16 protein-coding genes and 7 tRNA genes are annotated in these 22301 nt (G+C 36.9%); 3 read left to right on the top strand and 20 right to left on the bottom strand.

Translation table 11 applies throughout. The features are described from left to right. Positions 1–182: 182 nt before the first annotated feature. From menC to BK577_RS06825, 6 genes are all read right to left on the bottom strand, one after another. Positions 183–1292: an o-succinylbenzoate synthase gene (menC, locus tag BK577_RS06850; protein ID WP_078432229.1), complete on the bottom strand. Its 1110-nt coding sequence runs from the start codon at positions 1290–1292 to the stop codon at positions 183–185. Continuing rightward, positions 1289–2743 (bottom strand): o-succinylbenzoate--CoA ligase, encoded by a 1455-nt coding sequence (locus tag BK577_RS06845; protein WP_078432228.1) that lies wholly within the window; start codon positions 2741–2743, stop codon positions 1289–1291. The genes menC and BK577_RS06845 overlap by 4 nt, the downstream gene beginning before the upstream one ends. Before the next feature lie 70 nt (positions 2744–2813). Beyond that, positions 2814–3632 carry a 1,4-dihydroxy-2-naphthoyl-CoA synthase gene (menB, locus tag BK577_RS06840; protein WP_078432227.1) on the bottom strand — a complete coding sequence of 273 codons (819 nt, stop codon included), beginning with the start codon at positions 3630–3632 and terminating at the stop codon, positions 2814–2816. Between the two features lie 12 nt (positions 3633–3644). Then, positions 3645–4457, bottom strand: a complete 813-nt coding sequence (gene menH / locus BK577_RS06835; protein ID WP_078432226.1) for a 2-succinyl-6-hydroxy-2,4-cyclohexadiene-1-carboxylate synthase — start codon at positions 4455–4457, stop codon at positions 3645–3647. After that, entirely contained in the window at positions 4454–6205 is a 1752-nt protein-coding gene (gene menD, locus BK577_RS06830) for a 2-succinyl-5-enolpyruvyl-6-hydroxy-3-cyclohexene-1-carboxylic-acid synthase (RefSeq protein WP_078432225.1), read from the bottom strand. Before menD ends, menH begins: the two co-directional genes overlap by 4 nt. Next, on the bottom strand, positions 6195–7607 hold the full coding sequence (locus BK577_RS06825) for an isochorismate synthase (protein WP_078432224.1): 1413 nt from the start codon (positions 7605–7607) through the stop codon (positions 6195–6197). Before BK577_RS06825 ends, menD begins: the two co-directional genes overlap by 11 nt. A 281-nt stretch (positions 7608–7888) precedes the next feature. Between BK577_RS06825 and BK577_RS06820 the strand changes: the two genes are divergently transcribed. Continuing rightward, on the top strand, positions 7889–8644 hold the full coding sequence (locus BK577_RS06820) for a TraR/DksA C4-type zinc finger protein (RefSeq protein ID WP_078432223.1): 756 nt from the start codon (positions 7889–7891) through the stop codon (positions 8642–8644). Between the two features lie 95 nt (positions 8645–8739). On the opposite strand, the gene BK577_RS26740 is transcribed toward BK577_RS06820, so the two are convergent. Beyond that, positions 8740–9015, bottom strand: coding sequence for a hypothetical protein (locus tag BK577_RS26740; RefSeq protein WP_342743275.1), 276 nt, complete (start codon positions 9013–9015; stop codon positions 8740–8742). 24 nt (positions 9016–9039) lie between these two features. Continuing rightward, on the bottom strand, positions 9040–10014 hold the full coding sequence (ltrA, locus tag BK577_RS06815) for a group II intron reverse transcriptase/maturase (protein ID WP_342743274.1): 975 nt from the start codon (positions 10012–10014) through the stop codon (positions 9040–9042). 663 nt (positions 10015–10677) lie between these two features. On the opposite strand from ltrA, the gene BK577_RS06810 reads away from it, so the two are divergent. Beyond that, a complete protein-coding gene (locus tag BK577_RS06810; protein WP_078432222.1) occupies positions 10678–11643 on the top strand; it encodes a bile acid:sodium symporter family protein in 966 nt (321 codons plus the stop codon). Positions 11644–11760: 117 nt separating this feature from the next. Further along, a complete protein-coding gene (locus BK577_RS06805) occupies positions 11761–12555 on the top strand; it encodes a TIGR00266 family protein (protein ID WP_078432221.1) in 795 nt (264 codons plus the stop codon). 103 nt (positions 12556–12658) lie between these two features. On the opposite strand, the gene BK577_RS06800 is transcribed toward BK577_RS06805, so the two are convergent. The 12 genes from BK577_RS06800 to BK577_RS06745 all read right to left on the bottom strand — a co-directional run bounded on the left by BK577_RS06800 (position 12659) and on the right by BK577_RS06745 (position 22279). Continuing rightward, a complete protein-coding gene (locus tag BK577_RS06800) occupies positions 12659–15064 on the bottom strand; it encodes a glycogen/starch/alpha-glucan phosphorylase (RefSeq protein ID WP_078432220.1) in 2406 nt (801 codons plus the stop codon). Beyond that, a complete protein-coding gene (glgA, locus tag BK577_RS06795; protein WP_078432219.1) occupies positions 15054–16499 on the bottom strand; it encodes a glycogen synthase GlgA in 1446 nt (481 codons plus the stop codon). Before glgA ends, BK577_RS06800 begins: the two co-directional genes overlap by 11 nt. Continuing rightward, positions 16496–17524, bottom strand: coding sequence for a GlgC family sugar phosphate nucleotidyltransferase (locus BK577_RS06790; protein WP_078432218.1), 1029 nt, complete (start codon positions 17522–17524; stop codon positions 16496–16498). Before BK577_RS06790 ends, glgA begins: the two co-directional genes overlap by 4 nt. 126 nt (positions 17525–17650) lie before the next feature. Next, positions 17651–18817 carry a glucose-1-phosphate adenylyltransferase gene (locus BK577_RS06785; RefSeq protein WP_078432217.1) on the bottom strand — a complete coding sequence of 389 codons (1167 nt, stop codon included), beginning with the start codon at positions 18815–18817 and terminating at the stop codon, positions 17651–17653. Then, positions 18774–20696, bottom strand: a complete 1923-nt coding sequence (gene glgB, locus BK577_RS06780) for a 1,4-alpha-glucan branching enzyme (RefSeq protein WP_139367279.1) — start codon at positions 20694–20696, stop codon at positions 18774–18776. The genes BK577_RS06785 and glgB overlap by 44 nt, the downstream gene beginning before the upstream one ends. 970 nt (positions 20697–21666) lie before the next feature. Beyond that, positions 21667–21738: transfer RNA gene (locus BK577_RS06775), tRNA-Glu, on the bottom strand. A 16-nt stretch (positions 21739–21754) separates the two neighbouring features. Next, positions 21755–21845: transfer RNA gene (locus BK577_RS06770), tRNA-Ser, on the bottom strand. Positions 21846–21852: 7 nt separating this feature from the next. After that, positions 21853–21927 (bottom strand) — tRNA-Asn (locus BK577_RS06765). A gap of 11 nt (positions 21928–21938) precedes the next feature. Further along, positions 21939–22015 (bottom strand) — tRNA-Ile (locus tag BK577_RS06760). Between the two features lie 8 nt (positions 22016–22023). Beyond that, positions 22024–22097, bottom strand: a tRNA-Gly gene (locus BK577_RS06755). A 5-nt stretch (positions 22098–22102) separates the two neighbouring features. Beyond that, positions 22103–22178 (bottom strand) — tRNA-His (locus BK577_RS06750). 25 nt (positions 22179–22203) lie between these two features. After that, positions 22204–22279, bottom strand: a tRNA-Phe gene (locus BK577_RS06745). Positions 22280–22301: the final 22 nt, after the last annotated feature.

Genomic DNA, 22301 nt, shown 5'->3' with positions numbered 1-22301 from the left:
GGCCAGTTATCCTAAATGAGCAGAAAGAGAAACTTCACTTATAAGATTTGTTTTTCTTTCAGTGTAAAGTATACGGTTTTAAGGGAATTTTTAAAAATCGTAGTTTTTCATTTATACAGCCAATTCATAAATAAAAATCAGGTTTTCACTTAGATAAAATTCAATTTTAGAAATACAAAAGTCTATTTTGTTAGTGTAGTTACTGAAGAGGTGTATTTTTTTAAAACTTCTCTGTTAATGTCAAAGCCTATTCCTGGACTAGCAGGGACAGGGATTTTGCCTTTTACTGTTTTTATTTCCGGTAAAACGATGTCTTGTTCCCAATATCTAGAGAATGAAGAGATGTCACCTGGAATTGAAAAGTTTGGTAAAGATGCCAACGCAATATTGTGTGCACGGGATATACTTGTTTCCAACATTCCGCCACACCACACGGAAATTCCATTTTCCTGGCATAAATCATGAATTTTCTTTGACTCTGTTAACCCACCGACACGTCCGGGTTTTATGTTCATTATTTTACAGCTGCCAAGTTCAATTGCTTTTCTCGCATCTTCACTTGTCACTATGCTTTCATCTAAACAAATGGGGGTGGTTATCTCCTCTTGAAGCTTTGCATGATCAATAATATCATCTGCTGCCAACGGCTGTTCAATCATCATTAAGTTAAATTGATCGAGCTCTTTTAATTGTTCAATATCATCTAATGTATAAGCTGAATTGGCATCAGCCATTAATGGAAGATCTGGAAACGTCTTTCTGATTTCTTGCAGTAGTTGAATGTCCTGTGCAGGTGAAATCTTTATTTTAAATCGTTTGTATCCTTCTTCATGGTAACGGGAAATTTGGTCAATCATACTTGAAATTGAAGTAATACCAACGACAACTCCACATTCTATCTCGTTTCTTGTCCCCCCTAAAGCAGATGATAAAGAGATGTTTTTCTTTTTAGCATAAATATCCCATATGGCACCTTCGAGAGATGCTTTGGCCATTTGATTTCGTTTCACTTTATGAAAAATGAACTGCAGTTCCTCCGGATGTTCAATTGTTTGAGAAATTGCTAATGGAACCAAAATATCTTTTAACAGATGAAAACATGTGGAAGTCGTTTCCTCTGTGTACCAGGGAGTTGAAAATGCTACTACTTCTCCCCATCCGCTTATTCCTTCAGAATCCATAACTTCTACTAATATACTCTCACGGTCTGTTACATGGCCTATGCTTGATGTAAATGGAGTTTTTAACGTTTGCGTAATATGGTGTAATGTTACTTTTTCTATTTTGATCATTTCAAAAATCCCTTTAATTTTCTTCTCAATAGTTTATTTGAAGCATTTCTTGGCAGTTCATCCAAAAATGTAATCCCCTTAGGTACTTTATAGCGTGCAAGATTGTTTTGACAGTACATTAAAAGTTGATCATGACTTATCGTCCTATTTGAAACAATAAAAGCATATGGAACTTGTCCCCATTTCTCATCATCAATTCCGATAACTCCGGCATCAACAACTGCTTGATGTGATAATAAAACATTTTCGATTTCTGCAGGATAAACATTTTCGCCACCTGATATGATTAAATCTGATCGTCTGTCCAGTACAAATAAAAACCCGTCTTCATCAATGTAACCTTGGTCACCAGTATGAAACCAACCTTCTGTAAATGCCTTTTTGGTGGCTTCATCAAGCTTCCAATAACCTTTTGTGATATTTGGACCCTTTACAAGGATTTCTCCTTCTTGATATGCGGAACAGTCTTTCCCATCTTTCGTTATTTTCATTTGACAGGAAAATAATGGTTTACCAGCTGAGCCAAGCTTTTTAATACTGTATTCAGGTGAAAGTGTAACAATTTGTGATGCTGTCTCTGTCATCCCATATGTTTGAAATACTGGAATTTCCCTTTCAATGGCTTTTTCAAGCACACCTCTTGGAACTGGTCCTCCCCCTGCTAACATACAGCGAAAAGTTTCTGGATATTTTTCATTGCCTAACTTATCCAGCATTTGGTTGAGCATTGTGGTAACTACAGATACAATTGTTACTCCTTCTTCCATAATTGCTCGATTCATTTTTTCCGCATTGAATCGTTCGAACAATACAATTCCAATACCATAAATCACACTTCGAAACAAAATAGATAACCCGCTAATATGAAACAAAGGCACGGCCAATAACCAACGATCATCCGAATTAATGCCAAGGTTGAGGGCAGAGCCAATTGAACTTGACCAATGATTCCCAAAAGTTTGCATAACTCCTTTTGGATGACCTGTTGTTCCCGAGGTATACATAATCGTTGCGACTTGATCTGTTTTATACCCTTCCATTAAATAATCAGTTTCCAGGCTACTTTTTTTATGTAATTTCTCAACGATTATTACATTTATCTCTTCATCAACTTGAAATAAAAATTCTTCATGACAAATTAAATGCTTTGCTTGAACATCTGACAATTGCCAAGCAATTTCTTTCATAGTAAGCCGGTTATTTAATAAAACAGCTACAGCACCTATAGAGAAAATAGCATGAATGCTCTCAATCATCTCTACACTGTTTTTCATTAATACCCCAACATGCTCACCTTTTTTCACATTTAGAGCTACTAATTTTTTTATCTGTAGTTGAACACGTTGATATAGCTCCCAAAAAGTCAGATCAACTTCATCTGTTTTGATAGCTAAACGATCAGGGGTAAGTTCAGCCCGCTGCTTTAACCAATTAGGATATGATTGGTTCATAAAATTACCTCCTATAATGAAAAAAGCTTGATGAGATAAAAATCACCAAGCTGTTTCAGTAGAATATTGCTTAAGGAAAACGCGGGAATTGCTTAAAGTCTGGAGAACGCTTTTCTTTAAATGCGTCACGACCTTCTTTTGCTTCATCAGTCGTATAATAAAGTAAAGTTGCATCCCCAGCAAATTGTTGAATACCAGCCAGTCCATCTGTATCAGCATTAAATGCTGCTTTTAAGAAACGAATAGCTGTTGGGCTTTTTTCTAATATTTCCTCACACCATTTTACTGTTTCTTCTTCTAATTGATCTAGAGGAACGACTGTATTAACTAGTCCCATATCCATTGCTTCTTGTGCATTGTATTGTCTGCATAGGTACCAAATTTCACGAGCCTTTTTATGTCCTACAATTCGTGCAAGATATCCTGAACCATATCCAGCATCAAAGCTTCCCACTTTAGGGCCTGTTTGTCCGAATACAGCATTGTCAGCTGCAATTGTTAAGTCACAGACAATATGGAGTACATGTCCACCACCGATTGCATAACCTGCTACCATCGCAATAACCGGTTTTGGAATAACACGGATTAAACGTTGTAAATCAAGAACATTTAAGCGTGGAATTTGGTCATCACCAACATAACCGCCATGTCCGCGGACTTTCTGATCTCCACCAGAACAGAATGCTTTTCCACCTTCACCTGTTAAGATAATGACTCCTACATTTTGGTCATCACGTGCATAAGCAAATGCATCAATTAACTCCATAACTGTTTTTGGAGTAAATGCATTATGTACATGTGGACGATTAATTGAGATTTTTGCAATCCCATTATATGTTTGATAGATAATTTCTTCATACTGGCGTTCTGTAACCCATTCAATTGCCATGTTTATAGCCTCCTAGTTTAAAGATTTGTCCTCATTTAAGAACTCAATTACTATTTTACCAAAAATTCGCGGTTGTTCTACATGAATTGCATGTCCCGCTTGATTAATTTCCTTTAAAACAGAAAATGGTAATCTTTCATGCATTCTTTTAGCTATTTCACAAAACTTTTGATCCAATTCACCACAAAGAAGTAAAACTGAAATATGGAGAGTTGGCAATTCATCCCACCATGATGGTTGAGAGCCTGTCCCCATGCCAAGAAGACTATTAGCTAAGCCTATCTCAGTATTTAATAAACGCTGTTCTCTCAACTTGTTTTTTTGCGAATCTGACATCATCATTTGCGAGGAAAAAAGCGGGATTTTCTCCCACTTATCAACAAAGCGGGAAATTCCCTCTCTTACTATTTCATCTGCAAGGGCTTGATCAGATTTGATACGGTGATTTCTTTCTTCATCAGTGTTCAATCCTGGTGAACTGCTTTCCAATACAAGTTTTTTGACACGATGAGGGTATAATGCAGCAAGAGACAAAGCTAATCTTCCTCCCATAGAATACCCCACAATATGTGCTTTATCGATCGTCAAACGATTAAAAATCTCTATGATATCCTCAACTACTTCTTCCATTTTATATCTTGACGAATCTGATGGATGATCAGATTTTCCATGACCCAGTATATCAATAAAGATTAATTGATAATTACGAAAGTCATTTATGAGGTGTTGCCAACTCAAAGAAGAACCTGTAAAGCCATGTAAAAATACTAGCGGCTCTCCCTTTCCCTCAATTTCAACATGATAAGAAACATCTCTTATTTTCATTGTTTCAACACTTTTCTTATTTCCTGGGAAACATGATCTAACAATTCCCGATGAATATTGACACGTGTAGTGCGATTTGTCTCGATTTCAATCACCTTTAGTCCTCTATTTGACCATTTATCCTGAAAATACGTATGCAATTCATCCCAGCTATTAATTTTTTCATACTCCCCTTGATACATATCAACCACTTTAGAAAAATCGATGCCAATTGGTGTTCCATATAATGTTTCAAAATGCTTTTCTTCTTTTGATTGAGGAAGAAAAGAGAAAATACCTCCACCATCATTGTTTACCAATATAATCGTTAAATCAAGATTGTTCATCTTGGCGGCCAGTAAACCATTGAAATCATGAAAAAATGATAAATCTCCTATTAAAAGAAAAGCAGGTTCTGTTGAAACAGCACTAATACCTAAGGCAGTAGATACAACACCATCAATTCCATTTGCTCCCCTGTTTGCGAGAACTCTTATTTCTTTATCCGTATTCCTAAAAAATGTATCAACATCCCGAATTGGCATACTACTCCCAACAACTAAACGACTACCATCAGGAAGAACATGCTGAAGCTCCCTTACAATCTTTCCTTCAAATAGATCATTGATATGCCCAAGCTTATGCTCAATCATATCTTGAAAAATAGTATTGGAAAGAATCCAGTCATCATAGAACTGATTTGAAACACATTCTTCTAAGATTTCAGATAAATCCTCACAGAATTTAGTATGATTGCAAACAATCATATGGGAAGCATTTAATGTAGGATCACGATATTCCTCACTCGGATCAACAATAATCTGTGTAATATCCGGATTGTTTTTCAGCATTAGCATCAATGGCTTGGAAACAGGCATAGGTCCAAAACGAATAATAAGTTCAGGCTTAAGAATATTAATCATTTCCGGATCTTTCAAAATAGAATCATATCCCTCAATTATTCCCTGTTTATCACTTTTACCAGATCGTAATTGAGAGAGAGGATCCGCCAAGATAGGGTATTTCAGCTTACCGGACAATTCTTTAACAGCTGTAATGAATTCGGAATCATTTTGTTCTCCACAAATGATAAGACCTTTTGCTATACCCTTCATGATATCTGCAATATCCACTATCTGACTTTTTGCAAGTTGTGGTAAACCTTGTATCGTATGTAAATAACTTGGTCTGTCATCTTCTACTTCCCACAGATTTGACAGACCTAAATTCGGAATTAAAGGTTCTCTAAATGGAAAATTCAGATGAACAACACCTGCAGGATGTGATGCGGAAATAGCAAATGCTCTGCCAGCTATCGTTCTGACATAACGATACATCCCAACTTCTTCTTCAGGCAATGCCACATCAACAAACCATTTTGGGTAATTACCGTACATTTGAAGCTGATCAATCGCTTGAGGAGCACCTACGTCACGTAACTCATGCGGTCTATCAGCTGTTAAAACAATTAAGGGAACTCTCGCGTAACGGGCTTCAACGATTGCCGGATAGTAGTTAGCCGCTGCCGTTCCAGATGTGCAAACAAGCACAACAGGCTTTTTCTTTTCCTTAGCTAAACCAAGGGCAAAAAAACCTGCTGATCTTTCGTCGATATTCATGTAACAAGAAAGTTTAGGATGCTCTGCCATTAACATGGCTAATGGAGTAGAGCGAGAACCAGGGCTAATCACTGCCTTATTAACTCCTAAGCGTGTTAATTCATCAACAAAACTAGCGACAAATCTTGTTAGGGAATCACTAGTCTTCATTCACAACTCCTCCTAGTGCAGACATCATAGGTTTTAGTTTTATTTTTGTCTCAAGATATTCCGATTTTGGATCCGATTCTTCAACAATCCCGCATCCTGCAAAAAGGGCTGCATTTTGTCCCTCCAACAATCCAGATCGAAGAGCAACAACAAATTCACCATTGTCTTCATGATCAATCCAACCTAATGGACCGGCATACCAGCCACGATGCATCGGCTCTAATTCCCTAATCTTCTCAATAGCCTTCCATTTAGGGAACCCTCCTAATGCCGGAGTTGGATGAAGTTTCTCTACCATAGATAAGAAGGAAAAGCCTTCTCTTGCATAACCCTTAACAGGTGTAAAAAGATGCTGGATATTTTTCGATTTAAATAAAGCAGGTGACTTAGGTGTGATCACGTCAAAGCAACAGCTTTCTATAGCAGATTTTATCATTTTTACAACGATCGCATGCTCCAGTAAATTTTTATCATCATGTAATAATTGCTGTCCTAAATCATGATCCTCTTGTTCTGTTTTTCCTCTTTTGATTGATCCTGCCAGACAAGTCGAGAGAACTTCATTGTCTTTCTTTTTAATTAATCTTTCAGGTGTTGCTCCTACAAAATGTTGAGGTCCGTTTTCAAACTCAAAAATATAACTGGTTGGCTGTTCTTGTTGTAAGTTGTAGATAACTTGATACGGGTTAATTTTGTCTGAAAACTTGAGGTGAACCTCGCGTGCAAGCACAACTTTATCCATTTCTTTTGACTTTATATTGTTTGTTGCCTTTTGAATGGCTTTTAGCCACTCTGATGTTTTATATTCAATGGTTGAGAATTCGTTACCTTTTTCACAATCTAATTGATAAGGAAGAGCCGAACCAATTTCAAATGAACTTTCAAAATGTTTAAGACACATCGTTAGTTCATCATGAGGTGTGACTAGTTTATTTATCGTTATATAGCTTTTCTGATCAATAACAGAAAGCATATGTTTAGGTAACACGAACTTTGCTTCTGAGAAATTATTCCATAGTAGACTTTTTTCTTTAAGCGGGTCAAATGAAAAGCCGCCAAATAAGATGGGTCCTATCCCTACCTGATTTGTTTCATTCGATACAACGACTTTTTTAAAGCGCTTCCATTCATTTTCTATATCCCGAAAACGTTCTTTAGTTGTCAGATTATTTTCAATTACCAATTCATTTCCTAATCCTGCCATTGTAAAATCACGATTAGGCGTTGACCAAAAATATCGCTCTCCAAGGAAAAGATCTTCACCGGAAGCAAAGAAATGAAGGGGGTCCATTGCGTCCACTTCTTTAATGCAGCTAACGATTACCGATTGTTTCGTTCGCTTTGCATCTTCCAATGCCTGTTGAATGAATTCTTTTAATGTATGGTCCAAAGTAGTTATCAATCTTATCCCCCCGACACCAAAAATTGCTTATATTAAGATACACCTAGCTAGAAGGTGTGTCAATAGGTTTACCCTGTACTAACCTTATTATATATCTTGATGTACAAGATTAAAATGAAAACGTCTCGGATAAGCATTCAATTTTATAGGTACAACTGGTAAAATAAACCCCTTTGTAATTTTCTAAAGATTTTCCGATGAAATTTTTTACAATCATGTTTTTCTTCTTACTGTTCATAATAGGTATAGAACTATTTCATCAAGGAAGGAGCGTGGATGGTATGCTAAGTTCACAACAAGTAGAAACCTTCCGTTCACAGCTTACGCAAATGAAAAAGGAAATTGACGAGCGTTTTGAAATGAATGGACATTTTGGATTAGAAGAAGGGCATTTTCATGAATCCGTTGGTGAACTATCCAGTTATGATAATCATCCAGGTGATGAGGGAACAGAACTGTATGAGAGAGAAAAAGATATCGCATTAAATGAACATACGGAAGAAGAAAAATTAGACATTGAACGAGCGTTACAGAAGATTGAAGATGGAACATATGGACAATGCGAAGTATGTGGCATTGATATACCTCTGGAACGTCTTGATGCCATACCTACAGCCACTACTTGTAAGGAGCATGCTCCTGAACAAATTGTTTCTCATAACCGTCCAATTGAGGAAGGAGTTTTAATGCCTCCCTTTGGAAAATTTGATTATGATGATCAAGATGAAAATGTGGCATTTGATGCTGAAGACGCCTATCAAATTGTAAACAGTTATGGTTCTTCGGAAACACCATCAGATTTTAATAATCCACAAGATCATTATAATGATGTCTACATGGAATCAAATGATCCTGATGGATATGTTGAGGATTACGAAAACTTTATTGGAACTGATATTGAAGGAAAAGAAATTACGATCTATCCATCCAATCAGCATCAGCAATATGAAGATATGTTAGATGAAGAAGGTCTAATGACCATTTTTGGAGATCTTCCTCCATATGAGAAGGACCCATATACTGAGGAAGAGGTATAGACAATAATACCAGATCGAGTAGAGGGAAAAATAATTTAATTATTTTCGCCCCTCTCACACCACCGTACGTACGGTTCCGTATACGGCGGTTCAATTTATATTACAGTGTGTACTTTTAGATAATGATCTAAAGCAGAGGGAAGTCCCCTCTGCTTTAGTCTTTTATTTGAGATTGCTCTTTGAACAACTTTCGATAATCCGATGTATCGATAACCTCTTCGACAGAAGGTTAATCCCTTCGCCTCTTCCTCAGGGATTCCTAATTGGATAAGCGATTTGATTCGTTTCTTCGATACCTTCCATTGCTTCCAGATGATGACTCTAATTCTGGAGCGAAGCTTCTTATCTATCTCAGTCATTGCTTTTTTCATATTCGAGATTCTAAAGTAGTTAACCTACCCAAGTATGACTTGTTTTAGTTTTAAGGTTCGGTAGCCTAGCGAAACACTCCAATTTCGCTTTGTTAATTTTCGAAGCTTCCTTCGAAATTTTTGTATTGACGTTGAATGAGGTTTTACTTGGTATTTCTCATTCTTAAAATCGTAATAATATCCAAATCCTAAGAATTTCAAATCTTTTGGACGAGAGATTTTACTCTTTTCTACATTCACTATTAACCCTAATTTATTTTCTATAAATCTCACGATTGATTCCATCACTCTATTCGCTGCTTTCTCACTCTTCACGAAGATTAGGGCATCATCAGCGTATCTCACGAATTGAAGTCCTCTACTTTCTAGCTCCTTATCCAGTTGGTTCAACATAATATTACTCAGCAGTGGGCTTAGGTTTCCTCCTTGCGGAGTTCCAACTGGTGTTTCTTCATATCTTCCATTCTCCATAACTCCACTGACAAGATATTTCCTTATAAGGGAAATGACATCTCCATCATCTATTGTATTAGAGATGATCCGCATGAGTTTATCGTGATGGACTGTATCGAAAAATCTTTCAAGGTCAATATCCACAATCCAATCGTATCCGTCATTTAGAAATTCCAAGCTTTTAATAATTGCCATCTCACAACTTCTTTTTGGTCTAAAGCCATAACTGAATTCACTGAATTGCTTTTCAAATATTGGGCTGAGAACTTGATGAATGGCTTGTTGAACTACCCTATCCACTACTGTTGGTATTCCCAATTTGCGCATCTTACCATTTTCTTTTGGGATCTCCACTCTTAAGGCAGCTTGTGGTTGGTACTTTCTTGTTCTGATGCGCTGACGTAGCTCATCCTTGTTCTCTCTCAGATATTTTTTCAGTTCATCGACCGTTATTCCATCGACCCCACTAGCACCTTTGTTTTTATATACACGCAAGTAGGCTTCATTCATATTTTGATTACTTAGAATTTGTTCTAAAAGTTCCACACTCGTTTCTCCTTTCCTCTCACGTAGTAAGTGATAGCTCCATTTTGGTTATCCTTTGAGGTACGCCCATACTTTCACCACTAACACATTCGGAGTAGGTCACTTGCGCATTCGTGGTGTTGAAACACTATAAATTGTTCAGCCCTTCCTGAAATTACTTCACTACTATGGCTTCTGCTGACTTCTTGCGACTAACCTTTTTCGACTGTACCTTTTGTACATCCGCACGATCTCCCAGGGTAAGACAACCATCTTTCCTCTTTTACTCGCCTGATCTCCTTTACAAAGTTACGCACATCTTTTGGACTTTAACTTGTTTAGGAGTCTTATCCCTTTGTAAAGCCTTAGTATCAGATTTCTGTTCGTCGAGCCAAGATTTTATTCCACGCTTCCTCCAGCCCTTATCTCGCGATAAGTACCTTGCGCTTCCTTAGTGGTTGGTCGATGTGTACCCCCACAGTGGACTTTCACCACCTAGATAGTTGCCATGCCTGGCACACTAAATAAAGAGAACAGAAATTGTTCTCTTTTTTGTATAACAAACATTTCAAGATCTATGTTACATTTCCTTCCAGATCGCTTGCATTTTTTTCTATTCTTTCAACTTAAATATTGAAATTTCAGAATAAATAGATATATAATGCGATAAGGAGGATTGATCATATGCATCTATTAGAGAAAATCAGTAAAACAGCAGGAAATACATTCGCCATTTGGGTCATTCTTTTCGCTATGTTGGCCTTTTTTATTCCAGGTGGATTCACATGGATAGCTCCACACATCTCTTTACTACTCGGAATTATCATGTTTGGAATGGGCCTGACATTATCATTAAAAGATTTTAAAGCCGTTTTTCAAGCACCTAAAAGTGTAATAATTGGAGTGGTAGCTCAGTTCACAATCATGCCATTATTAGCATTTTTATTAGCAACAATTTTTCAGTTACCACCTGAAGTGGCTGTAGGGGTGATATTAGTAGGATGTTGTCCCGGTGGAACTGCTTCAAATGTTATGACTTTTTTAGCAAAAGGAAATACAGCATTGTCAGTTGCTGTTACATCTATTTCAACCTTACTTGCTCCTATTTTAACACCTGCTCTAACTTTATTATTTGCAAGTAAATGGCTACCGGTATCAGCTGGCTCACTATTTTTATCTATTGTTCAAATTGTACTTGTTCCAATCATTTTAGGAATTATTGTTAACTTATTATTTAAAAAGCAAGTTGAAAAAAGTATTTCAGTTTTACCCCTTATCTCCGTTATCGGGATTGTTGCAGTTGCCTCAGCAGTTGTAGCAGTGAATTCAGCTAAGATCGCTGAAACAGGTTTATTAATCTTCTCCATCGTTGTATTACACAATGGATTGGGTTTACTAATAGGTTTCTTATTAGCAAAAGGATTAAAATTAAATTTTGCAGATCAAAAAGCTATCTCAATTGAAGTAGGAATGCAAAATTCAGGTCTTGGTGCCGCTTTAGCAGTTGCTCATTTCTCACCGCTTTCGGCAGTCCCTAGCGCCATTTTCAGTGTTTGGCATAACATTTCAGGTCCACTCCTCGCTACATGGTGGGGAAAAAGAACCACTAAAGGCAATTCGGAAAACAAAGACTCTTCGTTTAAAGCATAGTATTGAAAGGAGCATTCTTGCTCCTTTTTATTTTGTATCTTCCAATATTTTCATAACCTAGTAAAATAGAAGATGAATCAAAAAATATACTGTTCTTTACATATGGAGGGAATTCTAGTGAACGCTCATGAAATTGATTATGTTTTGCATGGCGATGATATGCAGTGTGTTGAAATCGAGTTAGATCCAAATGAAAGTGTTGTTGCTGAAGCCGGTGGAATGATGATGATGGAAGATGGCATCGACATGGAAACCATTTTTGGTGATGGAGATAATAGCCAAAAAGGCTTTTTAGGCAAGCTTGTTGGTGCCGGTAAACGAGTTCTTACCGGTGAGAGTTTGTTTATGACAGTGTTCACAAACAAAGGAGTGGGCAAAAAAAGAGTTTCGTTTGCAGCCCCTTATCCTGGAAAAATTATCCCTGTTGATCTAAGTGAAATGGGTGGGAAAGTCATATGTCAAAAAGACTCCTTCCTATGTGCAGCAAAAGGTGTTTCTGTTGGAATAGACTTCCAAAAAAAGCTGGGTACGGGGTTCTTTGGTGGAGAAGGCTTCATCATGCAAAAACTCGAGGGTGATGGCTTAGCATTTTTGCATGCAGGTGGTACCATTATACGCCGTGACCTGCAACCAGGTGAAAAATTACGAATTGATACAGGTTGTTTAGTAGCACTTACAAAGGAAGTTGACTATAATATTGAATTTGTCGGAAAAGTAAAAACTGCATTTTTTGGTGGAGAAGGGTTGTTCTTTGCTACTGTCCAAGGTCCTGGGACTGTTTGGATTCAAACGCTACCATTCAGCCGACTTGCTGATCGTGTTATCGCAAGTGCACCTTCTGCTGGCGGTGGAGATTCACGTGGCGAAGGCAGCATTCTTGGAGGATTAGGCCGCTTATTAGACGGGGATTGATCGGAAAAGCGCTGGAGCTTGACACCAACACTAAGTACAAGATTTATACTTACTTACCTGATAATAACATGCAAAAAGGTGCTGACCAGCAGCACCTTTTTTTTTACATTTTTACTCCGATAGACTCGATGTTCCAAATACCGTCAGCATAATTTTGAATTGTCCGGTCACTCGAGAAATAGCCTGAATGCGCTACATTAATAAGTGCCTGTTCAAGCCATTTTCCTCTATCTTGATAGGCCGTACCAACCTTTTCCTGAATATCTATATATGAAGCAAAATCACGTAATACAAAGTATTGATCATTTTGCACAAGTAAGGAATCTGCGATTGCTTCAAATTCTCCTTCATCCTCAGAAAAGAAACCATTCGTTAATTGGTCAATGACCTGCCTAATTCGTAAATCATGATGATAATATTCCATTGAACGATATCGTCCATTTTCTTCATATTTGAGTACTTCAGGGGCTGTTAATCCAAATGTAAAAATATTACCCTCCCCGATTTCCTCCATGATTTCAATATTTGCACCATCCAATGTCCCGACAGTTAAAGCTCCGTTCATCATGAACTTCATATTTCCTGTTCCTGAAGCTTCCTTACTAGCCGTTGATATTTGCTCACTCACATCTGCCGCCGGAAAAATATCTTCAGCAAGAGAAACACGATAATTCTCCATAAACACAACTTTAATAGTCTGCGAGACTCTCGGATCATTGTTCACTTTTTCTGCCAGTGAATGAATAAGCTTAATAATTTTCTTTGCATAATAGTACGTAGGTGAAGCCTTGGCTCCAAAAATAAACGTACGAGGTTGAATTGAATAATTTGCATCCTCTTTTAGGCGGTTATATAAATACATAATATGCAAAACATTTAGGAGCTGCCTTTTATAAGCATGAAGCCTCTTAACCTGAACATCAAAAATAGAATCAATATCAACTTGAATTCCATTTTTATCAGCTATTTTTTTCGCAAGGATTTCTTTGCGCTTTCTTTTTACCTGTGCAAATCGTTCCTTTAGTTCAGGATGATAGACATGTCTTTTTAAATCTATTAATTTCTCAGGTTGTTTTATCCAATCCTCACCAATTGTATCGTTAATTAATGATGTTAACTCAGGGTTTGCCTTTAGCAGCCATCTGCGGTGAGTAATTCCATTCGTTTTATTGTTAAACTTCGTGGGATAAACCTCATAAAATGATTTCATTTCTCTGTTTTTCAGAATGTCAGAATGGATTTTTGCTACACCATTGATACTGTTACTTCCAACTATAGCAAGATGTGCCATCTTCACTAATCCATGGGCAATGATGGCCATATGTTCAATCCGCTCCCACTCTCCGGGATAACGATCCCAGAGCTCTGCACAAAATCTTTCATTTATTTCTTCAATGATCATATAAATTCTCGGCAGCAATGGTTTAAATAAATAAATTGGCCATTTTTCTAATGCTTCTGCCAAAATTGTATGATTAGTATATGATACTGTGTTTGTTGTGATATGCCAGGCATCTTCCCATGATAAATCTTCTTGGTCCATAAGAATTCTCATTAACTCAGGGACCGCCATAGCCGGATGAGTATCATTAATATGAATGGCTACATAATGATGAAGGTCTCGAATATTTGAGTTTTCTTTTTTATAAGACTTAATGATACTTTGAAGACTTGAAGAAACAAGAAAATACTGTTGTTTTAATCGAAGTATCTTTCCTTCATCATGAGTATCATCCGGATATAAAAAGTCTGTAATCGCCTCTGTTTCACGCTTGTATGATAGGACATCCTGATTTGGTCCGAAAGAAGCCGGTTCAGCATTCCAAAGTCTTAATGTATTCACTGTGTCGACTCTATACCCTACAACCGGCATATCATACGGAACTGCTAAAACCTTTTGATCTGCAACATGCCTAAAGGAAAGTGTCCCATCATCAACTCCAGTCTCAATTCTTCCCCAGAAGGAAATTTCAACTGCCTCATCAGGTTTTCTCACTTCCCATACATTCCCATGTCTTAACCATTGTTCTGGCAGCTCAACCTGATAACCATCAACAATTTTTTGATCGAATAGACCATGCTTATAACGGATTCCATATCCATGACCAGGAAGATTTAATGTTGCAAGAGAATCCAGGAAACATGCTGCAAGCCTTCCCAACCCACCGTTTCCAAGTGCTGGATCTGATTCACATTCTTCAATTTCCTTTAAGCTAATGTTTAACTCATTTAATCCTTCTTCTACTACTTCTTTTATTCCTAGATTTAAAAGATTTTGACCTAATAAACGTCCCAATAAAAATTCAATTGATAAGTAATACACTTGTTTTTTGTTTTCTGATCGATACAATTCATTTGTTTCTATCCACTTTGAACTAATGTATTCTCTTACCATATTTCCTAATGTATGGTATTGATCACGCTTCGTCGCTTCTTCAAAACCTTTTCCACACATGCTTTCAAGCCTTTTTAGAAAACTGTCTTTAAAGCTGTCTTTACTAGAGAACATGACTTTCACTCCTAGTCATTAAACCAGCATAAAGCCGGTCATACTTTAATGCAGATCTTCCCCAACTATAATCCTGTGTCATGGCTGTCTTGACAATACTTTTCCACACTTCCTCTTGTTGGTAGAATTCAATAGCTCTTTTAATGGTGAAGAGCATATCATGTGCATTAAAATTCCTAAATGTAAATCCATTTCCTTCTCCACTATCTTCCCGATATGATGCCACAGTATCATTTAAGCCACCAGTTTCTCTAACGATTGGAATTGTTCCATACCTTAAGGCAATTAATTGCCCTAACCCACATGGCTCAAATTTTGATGGCATGAGAAAAAGGTCCGAGCCTGCATATATTTGATGTGCAAGTACTTCATCAAAACCTATGTATGCCTTAAACTTAGATGGGTAAACCCATTCCATATGTCTGAAATAGTCCTCAAAAGCCTTATCACCGGTTCCAAGCACGATAACTTGAACATCCTGGCTTAGCACATCGTCAAGTACACGCTTGACTAAATCTAGGCCCTTTTGCTTCGTTAATCTTGTCACCATTGAAATAATTGGTGTTAATTCATTTTCTGGTAACCCCAATCTTTCTTGAAGCGCTAATTTATTTTTCATTTTTTCACTTAAAGTGTCTACACTATATGGCACTGTAATATTTTGATCAGTCTCAGGATTGTATACTATATCATCTATTCCATTAACTATTCCCAGTAATTTTTCATGATGAGATCGCAATAGTCCATCCAAATTTTCTCCGTAATATGCTGTTTGTATTTCATCTTTATATGTTGGACTAACAGTCGTAATGAAATCTGCTGAATGAATTGCACCTTTCATAAAACTAATATTTCCATGAAACTCTAAATCATAAAAATGCTCATCTCCCAAGTTCAAGAGTTCACCAAGTACACTATATGGAAACACACCTTGAAATTGAAGATTATGGATCGTAAATATGGTTTTAATATCTCTATACAAATCCTGCTCAAGATAATCTACTTTTAGCAGATAACTAATCATGCCCGTGTGCCAGTCATGTGAATGGATGATATCCGGCTTGAAATCAATCACCTGCAGCGCTTCTAAGACACCTCGACAAAAAAATGAAAAACGTTCAGCATCATCATAGTGGCCATATAATGAATCACGATAAAAATAATATTCATGATCTAAAAAATAATACGTAATTCCTTCATATTCCAAGGTTTCAATTCCACAATATTGCTGTCTCCAACCAACTGGAACCTTTATTTCCTCTACTTTTGTCATGGCATCTCGATATGTTTCTGATATTAAGCTATATTTAGGTAAAATAACTCTTACATCATTGCCTAGCTTTACTAATTCCTTTGGCAATGCACCTGCAACATCAGCTAATCCTCCTGATTTTACAAACGGTACACATTCTGATACAGCAAATAATACGTTCACGAGTTCATCATCGCTCCTTGAATGGTTCTTTTTCTTAAAATAGTCGGGGCATTAGTCGTACCTGTTATATTTGAATAATCCAGAATCTTTACGTCTTTATCTGTAATGATATTTTCTAAGAAACATTGATTCCCAATCTGTGTCTTCTGCATAATTACACTATTCTTCACAACTGTATCTTTTCCAATATGGACACCTCTAAAAATAATACTGTTTTCGACATGTCCTTCTATTCTGCAACCATTGGCAACCAATGAATTCTTAACCATTGCATCTTTACCATATTTAGTTGGTGGCTCATCTTTTGCTTTTGTTAAAATTGGACGGTTCTTGGTGAAAATTTCATTCCAAATTATTGGGTTTAGCATATCCATACTATGTTTGTAGTAATTTTCCATAGAGTCAATAACCGCTGCATATCCCTGAAATTCATAATCACAAATTGTCCAATGATGATGATTTTCTTCAATTACTTCAGCTAGTGTTTTACAGCCTGTTTTTTCTTTATCATGAATAAGATCAATAAGAAGTCTTGTTGACATAATATACATTTGCAAAGGCTTACCATCTTTACGTACCTCGGTAATGTCGCACCCATTATTGAGATGTCGCTTTAATACCTTTTGGAAGTCAATGTTACAAACCGTATAGCTGTTTGTTATGACCGCATATTCCTGTGTGCTTCTTAAAAAGAAATCAATATGATCTGAGAATTGACGAAATGATCCGAATTCATCATACTCGTTGTGGAGATGTGGTGATGGAAAGAAAAATAATCCATCTTTCTTACGATTAAGATCCCACTGTTTACCAGACCCTAAATGATCCATCAATGAACGGTAAGAATATTTCGGAAAGATTGCAACACTCTCAATCTCAGAATTCACCATATTTGAGAGGACAAAATCAATTAGCCGATATCTGCTTGCAAAAGGTACTGCTGCTAATGAACGATGGTTGGTTAAGTCTTCAATTTCCGGTTTATGTGCTGTAGCATCAATAATTCCCAATAATTTGTTACTCATGTCAAAAACTCCCCTTTGTAGAAATAGGTTTGCTTATCCATCATGCAGGGTATTAAAAAATAGATAAAGACAAGATACGATAATGATTAAAAAGCTCCCTATTCCAAACTATTTTGTCATAATCTCTTAGTTTACTTTGTCCTCTACCATCGCTTTAATTTCCTCTATAATATCTTCTGTTACTAATAGAATTTCATCTGAGTTCGTATCAGGGCAAATAACCGTTCCATTTGGTATCTCAATGCCGCTAGGTACAATTGCGTTTTCAATCAAAACATTTTCACCGATAACACAATCCGGCATGAGAACAGAATTCTTTACTACTGTATTTTTACCGACAGTAACACCTTGGAATAAGACCGAATGATTAACATTCCCCATAATGACACAACCATCGTTTACAAACGAATCTGTTACAACTGCATCTTCTGCAATAAACTGTGGTGGATGGTTTGAATTAACTGTGTATATCTTCCAATTGCGGTCAAATATATTTAATTCTGAATCATCATTTAGCAAATCCATATTAGCTTCCCATAAGCTTTTAACAGTGCCTACATCCTTCCAATACCCTTTAAAAGGATAGGCAATGACATTGCGCTTTTCATCTAGCAACAGCGGAATAATATCTTTTCCAAAATCATGACTTGAATATTGATTTCTTTCGTCCATCTCTAAGTATTCTTTTAAAATAGACCATTTAAAAATATAGATACCCATAGAAGCTAAATTACTTTTTGGGTTAGCTGGCTTTTCATCAAATTCAACTACTTGCATTTTTTCATTTGTATTCATAATGCCAAAACGACTCGCCTCTTCCCATGGAACTTCTATAACGGAAATTGACGCATCAGCATTTTTTTCAATATGATAGTCCAGCATTTTTGAATAATCCATTTTATAAATGTGATCCCCTGACAAGATTAATACATATTCAGGATCATATTGTTTGATATAGTTTATATTTTGATAGATTGCACTGGCAGTACCTTTATACCATTTCATTTCTGAGGATTCAGAATAAGGAGGCAGAACTGTTACTCCACCATTCTTTCTGTCTAAGTCCCATACACTGCCAATCCCTATATATGAATTCAAAACCAGCGGCTGATACTGTGTTAGTACACCAACAGTATCAATGCTAGAATTTGTACAATTACTTAGCGTAAAATCGATAATTCTATATTTTCCTCCGAATGGAACAGCCGGCTTTGCTAAATTTTTTGTTAATGAGCTCAATCGGCTCCCCTTACCCCCTGCTAGTAACATTGCGACGCACTGTTTTTTTCCCATGTTTATTCTCCCCTCTTTTTTTGACTGCACGTAGAATGACTGCTCCATATGGTGGAATTGTCATGGAAATATGATAAGGTCTTCCATGAAATTCTCCTTCTACCGCTTTTATATTTTTTGGATTCGTTTGGCCAGAGCCTCCAAACTGCATTTCATCACTATTCATGACCTCTACATACTCTGTATCTACTGGGACTCCAACTTTGTAGTCATGATAAACAACCGGCTTAAAATTCAATACCACGACAAGTAATTCATTTTCTTTTCTACTTTTCCGAATAAAAGAAAAAATACTCTGTTCCCGGTTACTCACATCAATCCACTCGAATCCTTCATCTGAATGATCTAATTCAAAGAGCGGCTTTTGTTTTGAATAGATAGAAAGAAGTTGCTTAAAATAGACTCTCATTTTATTGTGCATTTCATAATCTTCCAGCATCCAATCTAGTTGCTCTAAGTCTTTCCACTCATCATACTGACCAAACTCACCTCCCATAAATAATAGTTTTTTACCTGGATGTGTAAACATAAATCCATATAGGAGCCTTAATTGGGCAAACTTCTGCCAATAATCACCCGGCATTTTATTCAATAAAGATTTTTTTCCATGGACAACTTCGTCATGGGAAAAAGGTAAAATGAAGTTTTCAGAAAAAGCATAAATAAGGGAGAATGTTACTTTATGGTGGAGTTCATTTCTACTCTCTGGAGAGGCCTCCATATAAGATAAAATGTCATTCATCCAACCCATATTCCATTTGTAGTTAAAGCCAAGACCACCAGACGAGGTAGGAGCGGTAACCATTGGCCAATCAGTTGAATCCTCAGCAATCATTAAAATATCCGGATCTTTTATAAATACTGCTTCATTTAATTTCTTTAAAAAAGAAATCGCATAAGGATTTTCCACTAATTCATTAGAATTTGGCCAATACAACATATTTGCAACAGCATCAACTCTAAAACCGTCAACATGGAAGTACTCAATCCAAAACAACGCATTTGAGATTAGGAAGCTTTGCACCTCAGTTTTTCCCAGATCAAAATTTGCAGTTCCCCATATGTAGTTTTCACGATCATGTTCATTTGCATATTCATATGTTGGTTGCCCATCAAACATATAAAGTCCGTGAGCATCTTTACAAAAGTGTCCTGGAACCCAATCAATAATGACACCTATATTTTCTTCATGACATGCATTTATAAAATGCATAAGATCCTTTGGTTTTCCAAAACGGCTTGTTGCAGAAAAATAACCTGTGCCCTGATAACCCCAAGAGCGATCATAAGGATGCTCAATGATTGGTAGAAGTTCAATGTGTGTAAAACCATGCTCCAACACGTATGGTATAAGCATTTCAGATAATTCCTGATAACTGTATAACTCTTTTTCATCGTTTAACTTCCAAGAACCTAAATGAACTTCGTATATGGCTAAAGGTCGATCATACGGTTGCCTTTGCTTTTTCCTTCTCTTCCATTTTTGATCTGTCCAATTAAATCCTGCTAAATCAGCTACAACTGATGCTGTATTCGGTCTTACTTCAGATTGAAAGGCATATGGATCAGCCTTTAATAAAGTTTCGTCACTAGAAGTAATAATTTCATATTTATAAATCTCACCTTCTTCTATTCCTTCAATAAATAAGCTCCATATTCCCTCCTCATTCATCTTTTTCATCTGATGAGTGTTCCTATCCCAATTGTTAAAATTGCCTACTACACTAACTTGTTTGGCATGTGGAGCCCAGACACAAAAAGAAGTACCTCTCTTACCATTTTGCTCTGTAAGATGTGCTCCGAATACTTGAAAACTTTCAAAAAACTGTCCCTCATGAAATAAATGAATATCGTAGTCTGTTAGAGACGTGACGGTCACTGAAGTCACCCTTTCACTTATTATTATCTATGCTAAAGATTCAATACTTACAAATGAATCCCTTTAATGAAAACGTTCTTTTTTCCGACATAAACCAACAAGAACTCATGATAATTTTTTTATTATTATTCTTTTAAAATTTAAGAGAAATTTTATATGTTAATGGGATACACGAGGAAAATAGCTGGTATCCCTGTGATAGGAAAAAATTTAATCATTAGATATAATATCCAAATCCCTTACGAAACCGCTTTAATTAGGAAAAACCACCTAAACACATATGGCATATTATTATATAAGTAAAATAGTTTTTTCGACTTTTTGTTGGAATTTGTTGAATTATTTTCAGGTGAAATAAAGGTGTTTTTCTGAATTTACGAAGGATTTTCCTTGGAGGTAAAGAATAGTTTAACGAAAGGTAAAATATTTTAGTAAAGCAATATTAGAGGTTTTACCTATAGTTTTTCTATGACAGATTATATATGAAATTTATAGAATAGTAATTTCAGGTGATCAGTTATTCATAGTGTGGATGTAGATATGGCGGTGTGTGATTTTATATAGGGATTTACCTTTCTTAGGGGCTGTGAGAATGCGATGGTGATATAGGTTAGGACATTTGTCTTTTTTAACAGCTATGAAGGCATTGCAGGGGGGTATTTTTAGCGCCTTTGAAGACATTGCGGAGGTGTGATTTAAGAGAAATGTCTTTCATATTGACTATGAAGGACATGACCGAGGGGAATTCAAGAGAATTTGTCTTTCATAACACCGATGAAGGACATTCATGTCATTTCCTCAAGAAGTCTTGTCTTTCATAAGGCATAGAGATAAAGACCATTACTCACCAACCCCGAGGTCTGTCTTTCATTTTGTTGTTACCACAAGAAGTTCATATAAAACTATAAACTTCATATTTAGAATTTAAATCAAAACAAAAAAACACTGTTAATAAACAGTGTTTTTAATATGACCCGTACGGGATTCGAACCCGTGTTACCGCCGTGAAAGGGCGGTGTCTTAACCGCTTGACCAACGGGCCTAAGAAATGATAAAACTGGCGGAGAAGGAGGGATTTGAACCCTCGCGCCGCTTACACGACCTACACCCTTAGCAGGGGCGCCTCTTCAGCCACTTGAGTACTTCCCCATATATATGGCTCCGCAGGCAGGACTCGAACCTGCGACCGATCGGTTAACAGCCGATAGCTCTACCACTGAGCTACTGCGGAATAATTATAAATGGTGGGCCTAAATGGACTCGAACCATCGACCTCACGCTTATCAGGCGTGCGCTCTAACCAGCTGAGCTATAGGCCCATTTATATTGGAGCGGGTGAAGGGAATCGAACCCTCATCATCAGCTTGGAAGGCTGAGGTTTTACCACTAAACTACACCCGCATATATGGGGCGGCTGATGGGAATCGAACCCACGAATGTCGGAACCACAATCCGATGCGTTAACCACTTCGCCACAACCGCCATTATTTTATTATAAGTTATTAAGTGGTGGCTCGGGACGGAATCGAACCGCCGACACATGGATTTTCAGTCCATTGCTCTACCAACTGAGCTACCGAGCCAATATGGTTTACAGCTTCCACT

This window comes from Metabacillus halosaccharovorans (genome assembly GCF_002019635.1).
In the GTDB taxonomy this organism is placed as follows: Bacteria; Bacillota; Bacilli; order Bacillales; family Bacillaceae; genus Metabacillus; species Metabacillus halosaccharovorans.
This window is presented reverse-complemented; position numbering and strand designations above follow the sequence as displayed.

What these genes read in the sequence shown, in the direction of transcription:
- menC (WP_078432229.1), bottom strand. Translation starts at nt 1,292, where the DNA reads ATGATCAAAATAGAAAAAGTAACATTACACCATATTACGCAAACGTTA.
- BK577_RS06845 (WP_078432228.1), bottom strand. Translation starts at nt 2,743, where the DNA reads ATGAACCAATCATATCCTAATTGGTTAAAGCAGCGGGCTGAACTTACC.
- menB (WP_078432227.1), bottom strand. Translation starts at nt 3,632, where the DNA reads ATGGCAATTGAATGGGTTACAGAACGCCAGTATGAAGAAATTATCTAT.
- menH (WP_078432226.1), bottom strand. Translation starts at nt 4,457, where the DNA reads ATGAAAATAAGAGATGTTTCTTATCATGTTGAAATTGAGGGAAAGGGA.
- menD (WP_078432225.1), bottom strand. Translation starts at nt 6,205, where the DNA reads ATGAAGACTAGTGATTCCCTAACAAGATTTGTCGCTAGTTTTGTTGAT.
- BK577_RS06820 (WP_078432223.1), top strand. Translation starts at nt 7,889, where the DNA reads ATGCTAAGTTCACAACAAGTAGAAACCTTCCGTTCACAGCTTACGCAA.
- BK577_RS26740 (WP_342743275.1), bottom strand. Translation starts at nt 9,015, where the DNA reads ATGAAAAAAGCAATGACTGAGATAGATAAGAAGCTTCGCTCCAGAATT.
- BK577_RS06810 (WP_078432222.1), top strand. Translation starts at nt 10,678, where the DNA reads ATGCATCTATTAGAGAAAATCAGTAAAACAGCAGGAAATACATTCGCC.
- BK577_RS06800 (WP_078432220.1), bottom strand. Translation starts at nt 15,064, where the DNA reads ATGTTCTCTAGTAAAGACAGCTTTAAAGACAGTTTTCTAAAAAGGCTT.
- BK577_RS06790 (WP_078432218.1), bottom strand. Translation starts at nt 17,524, where the DNA reads ATGAGTAACAAATTATTGGGAATTATTGATGCTACAGCACATAAACCG.
- BK577_RS06785 (WP_078432217.1), bottom strand. Translation starts at nt 18,817, where the DNA reads ATGGGAAAAAAACAGTGCGTCGCAATGTTACTAGCAGGGGGTAAGGGG.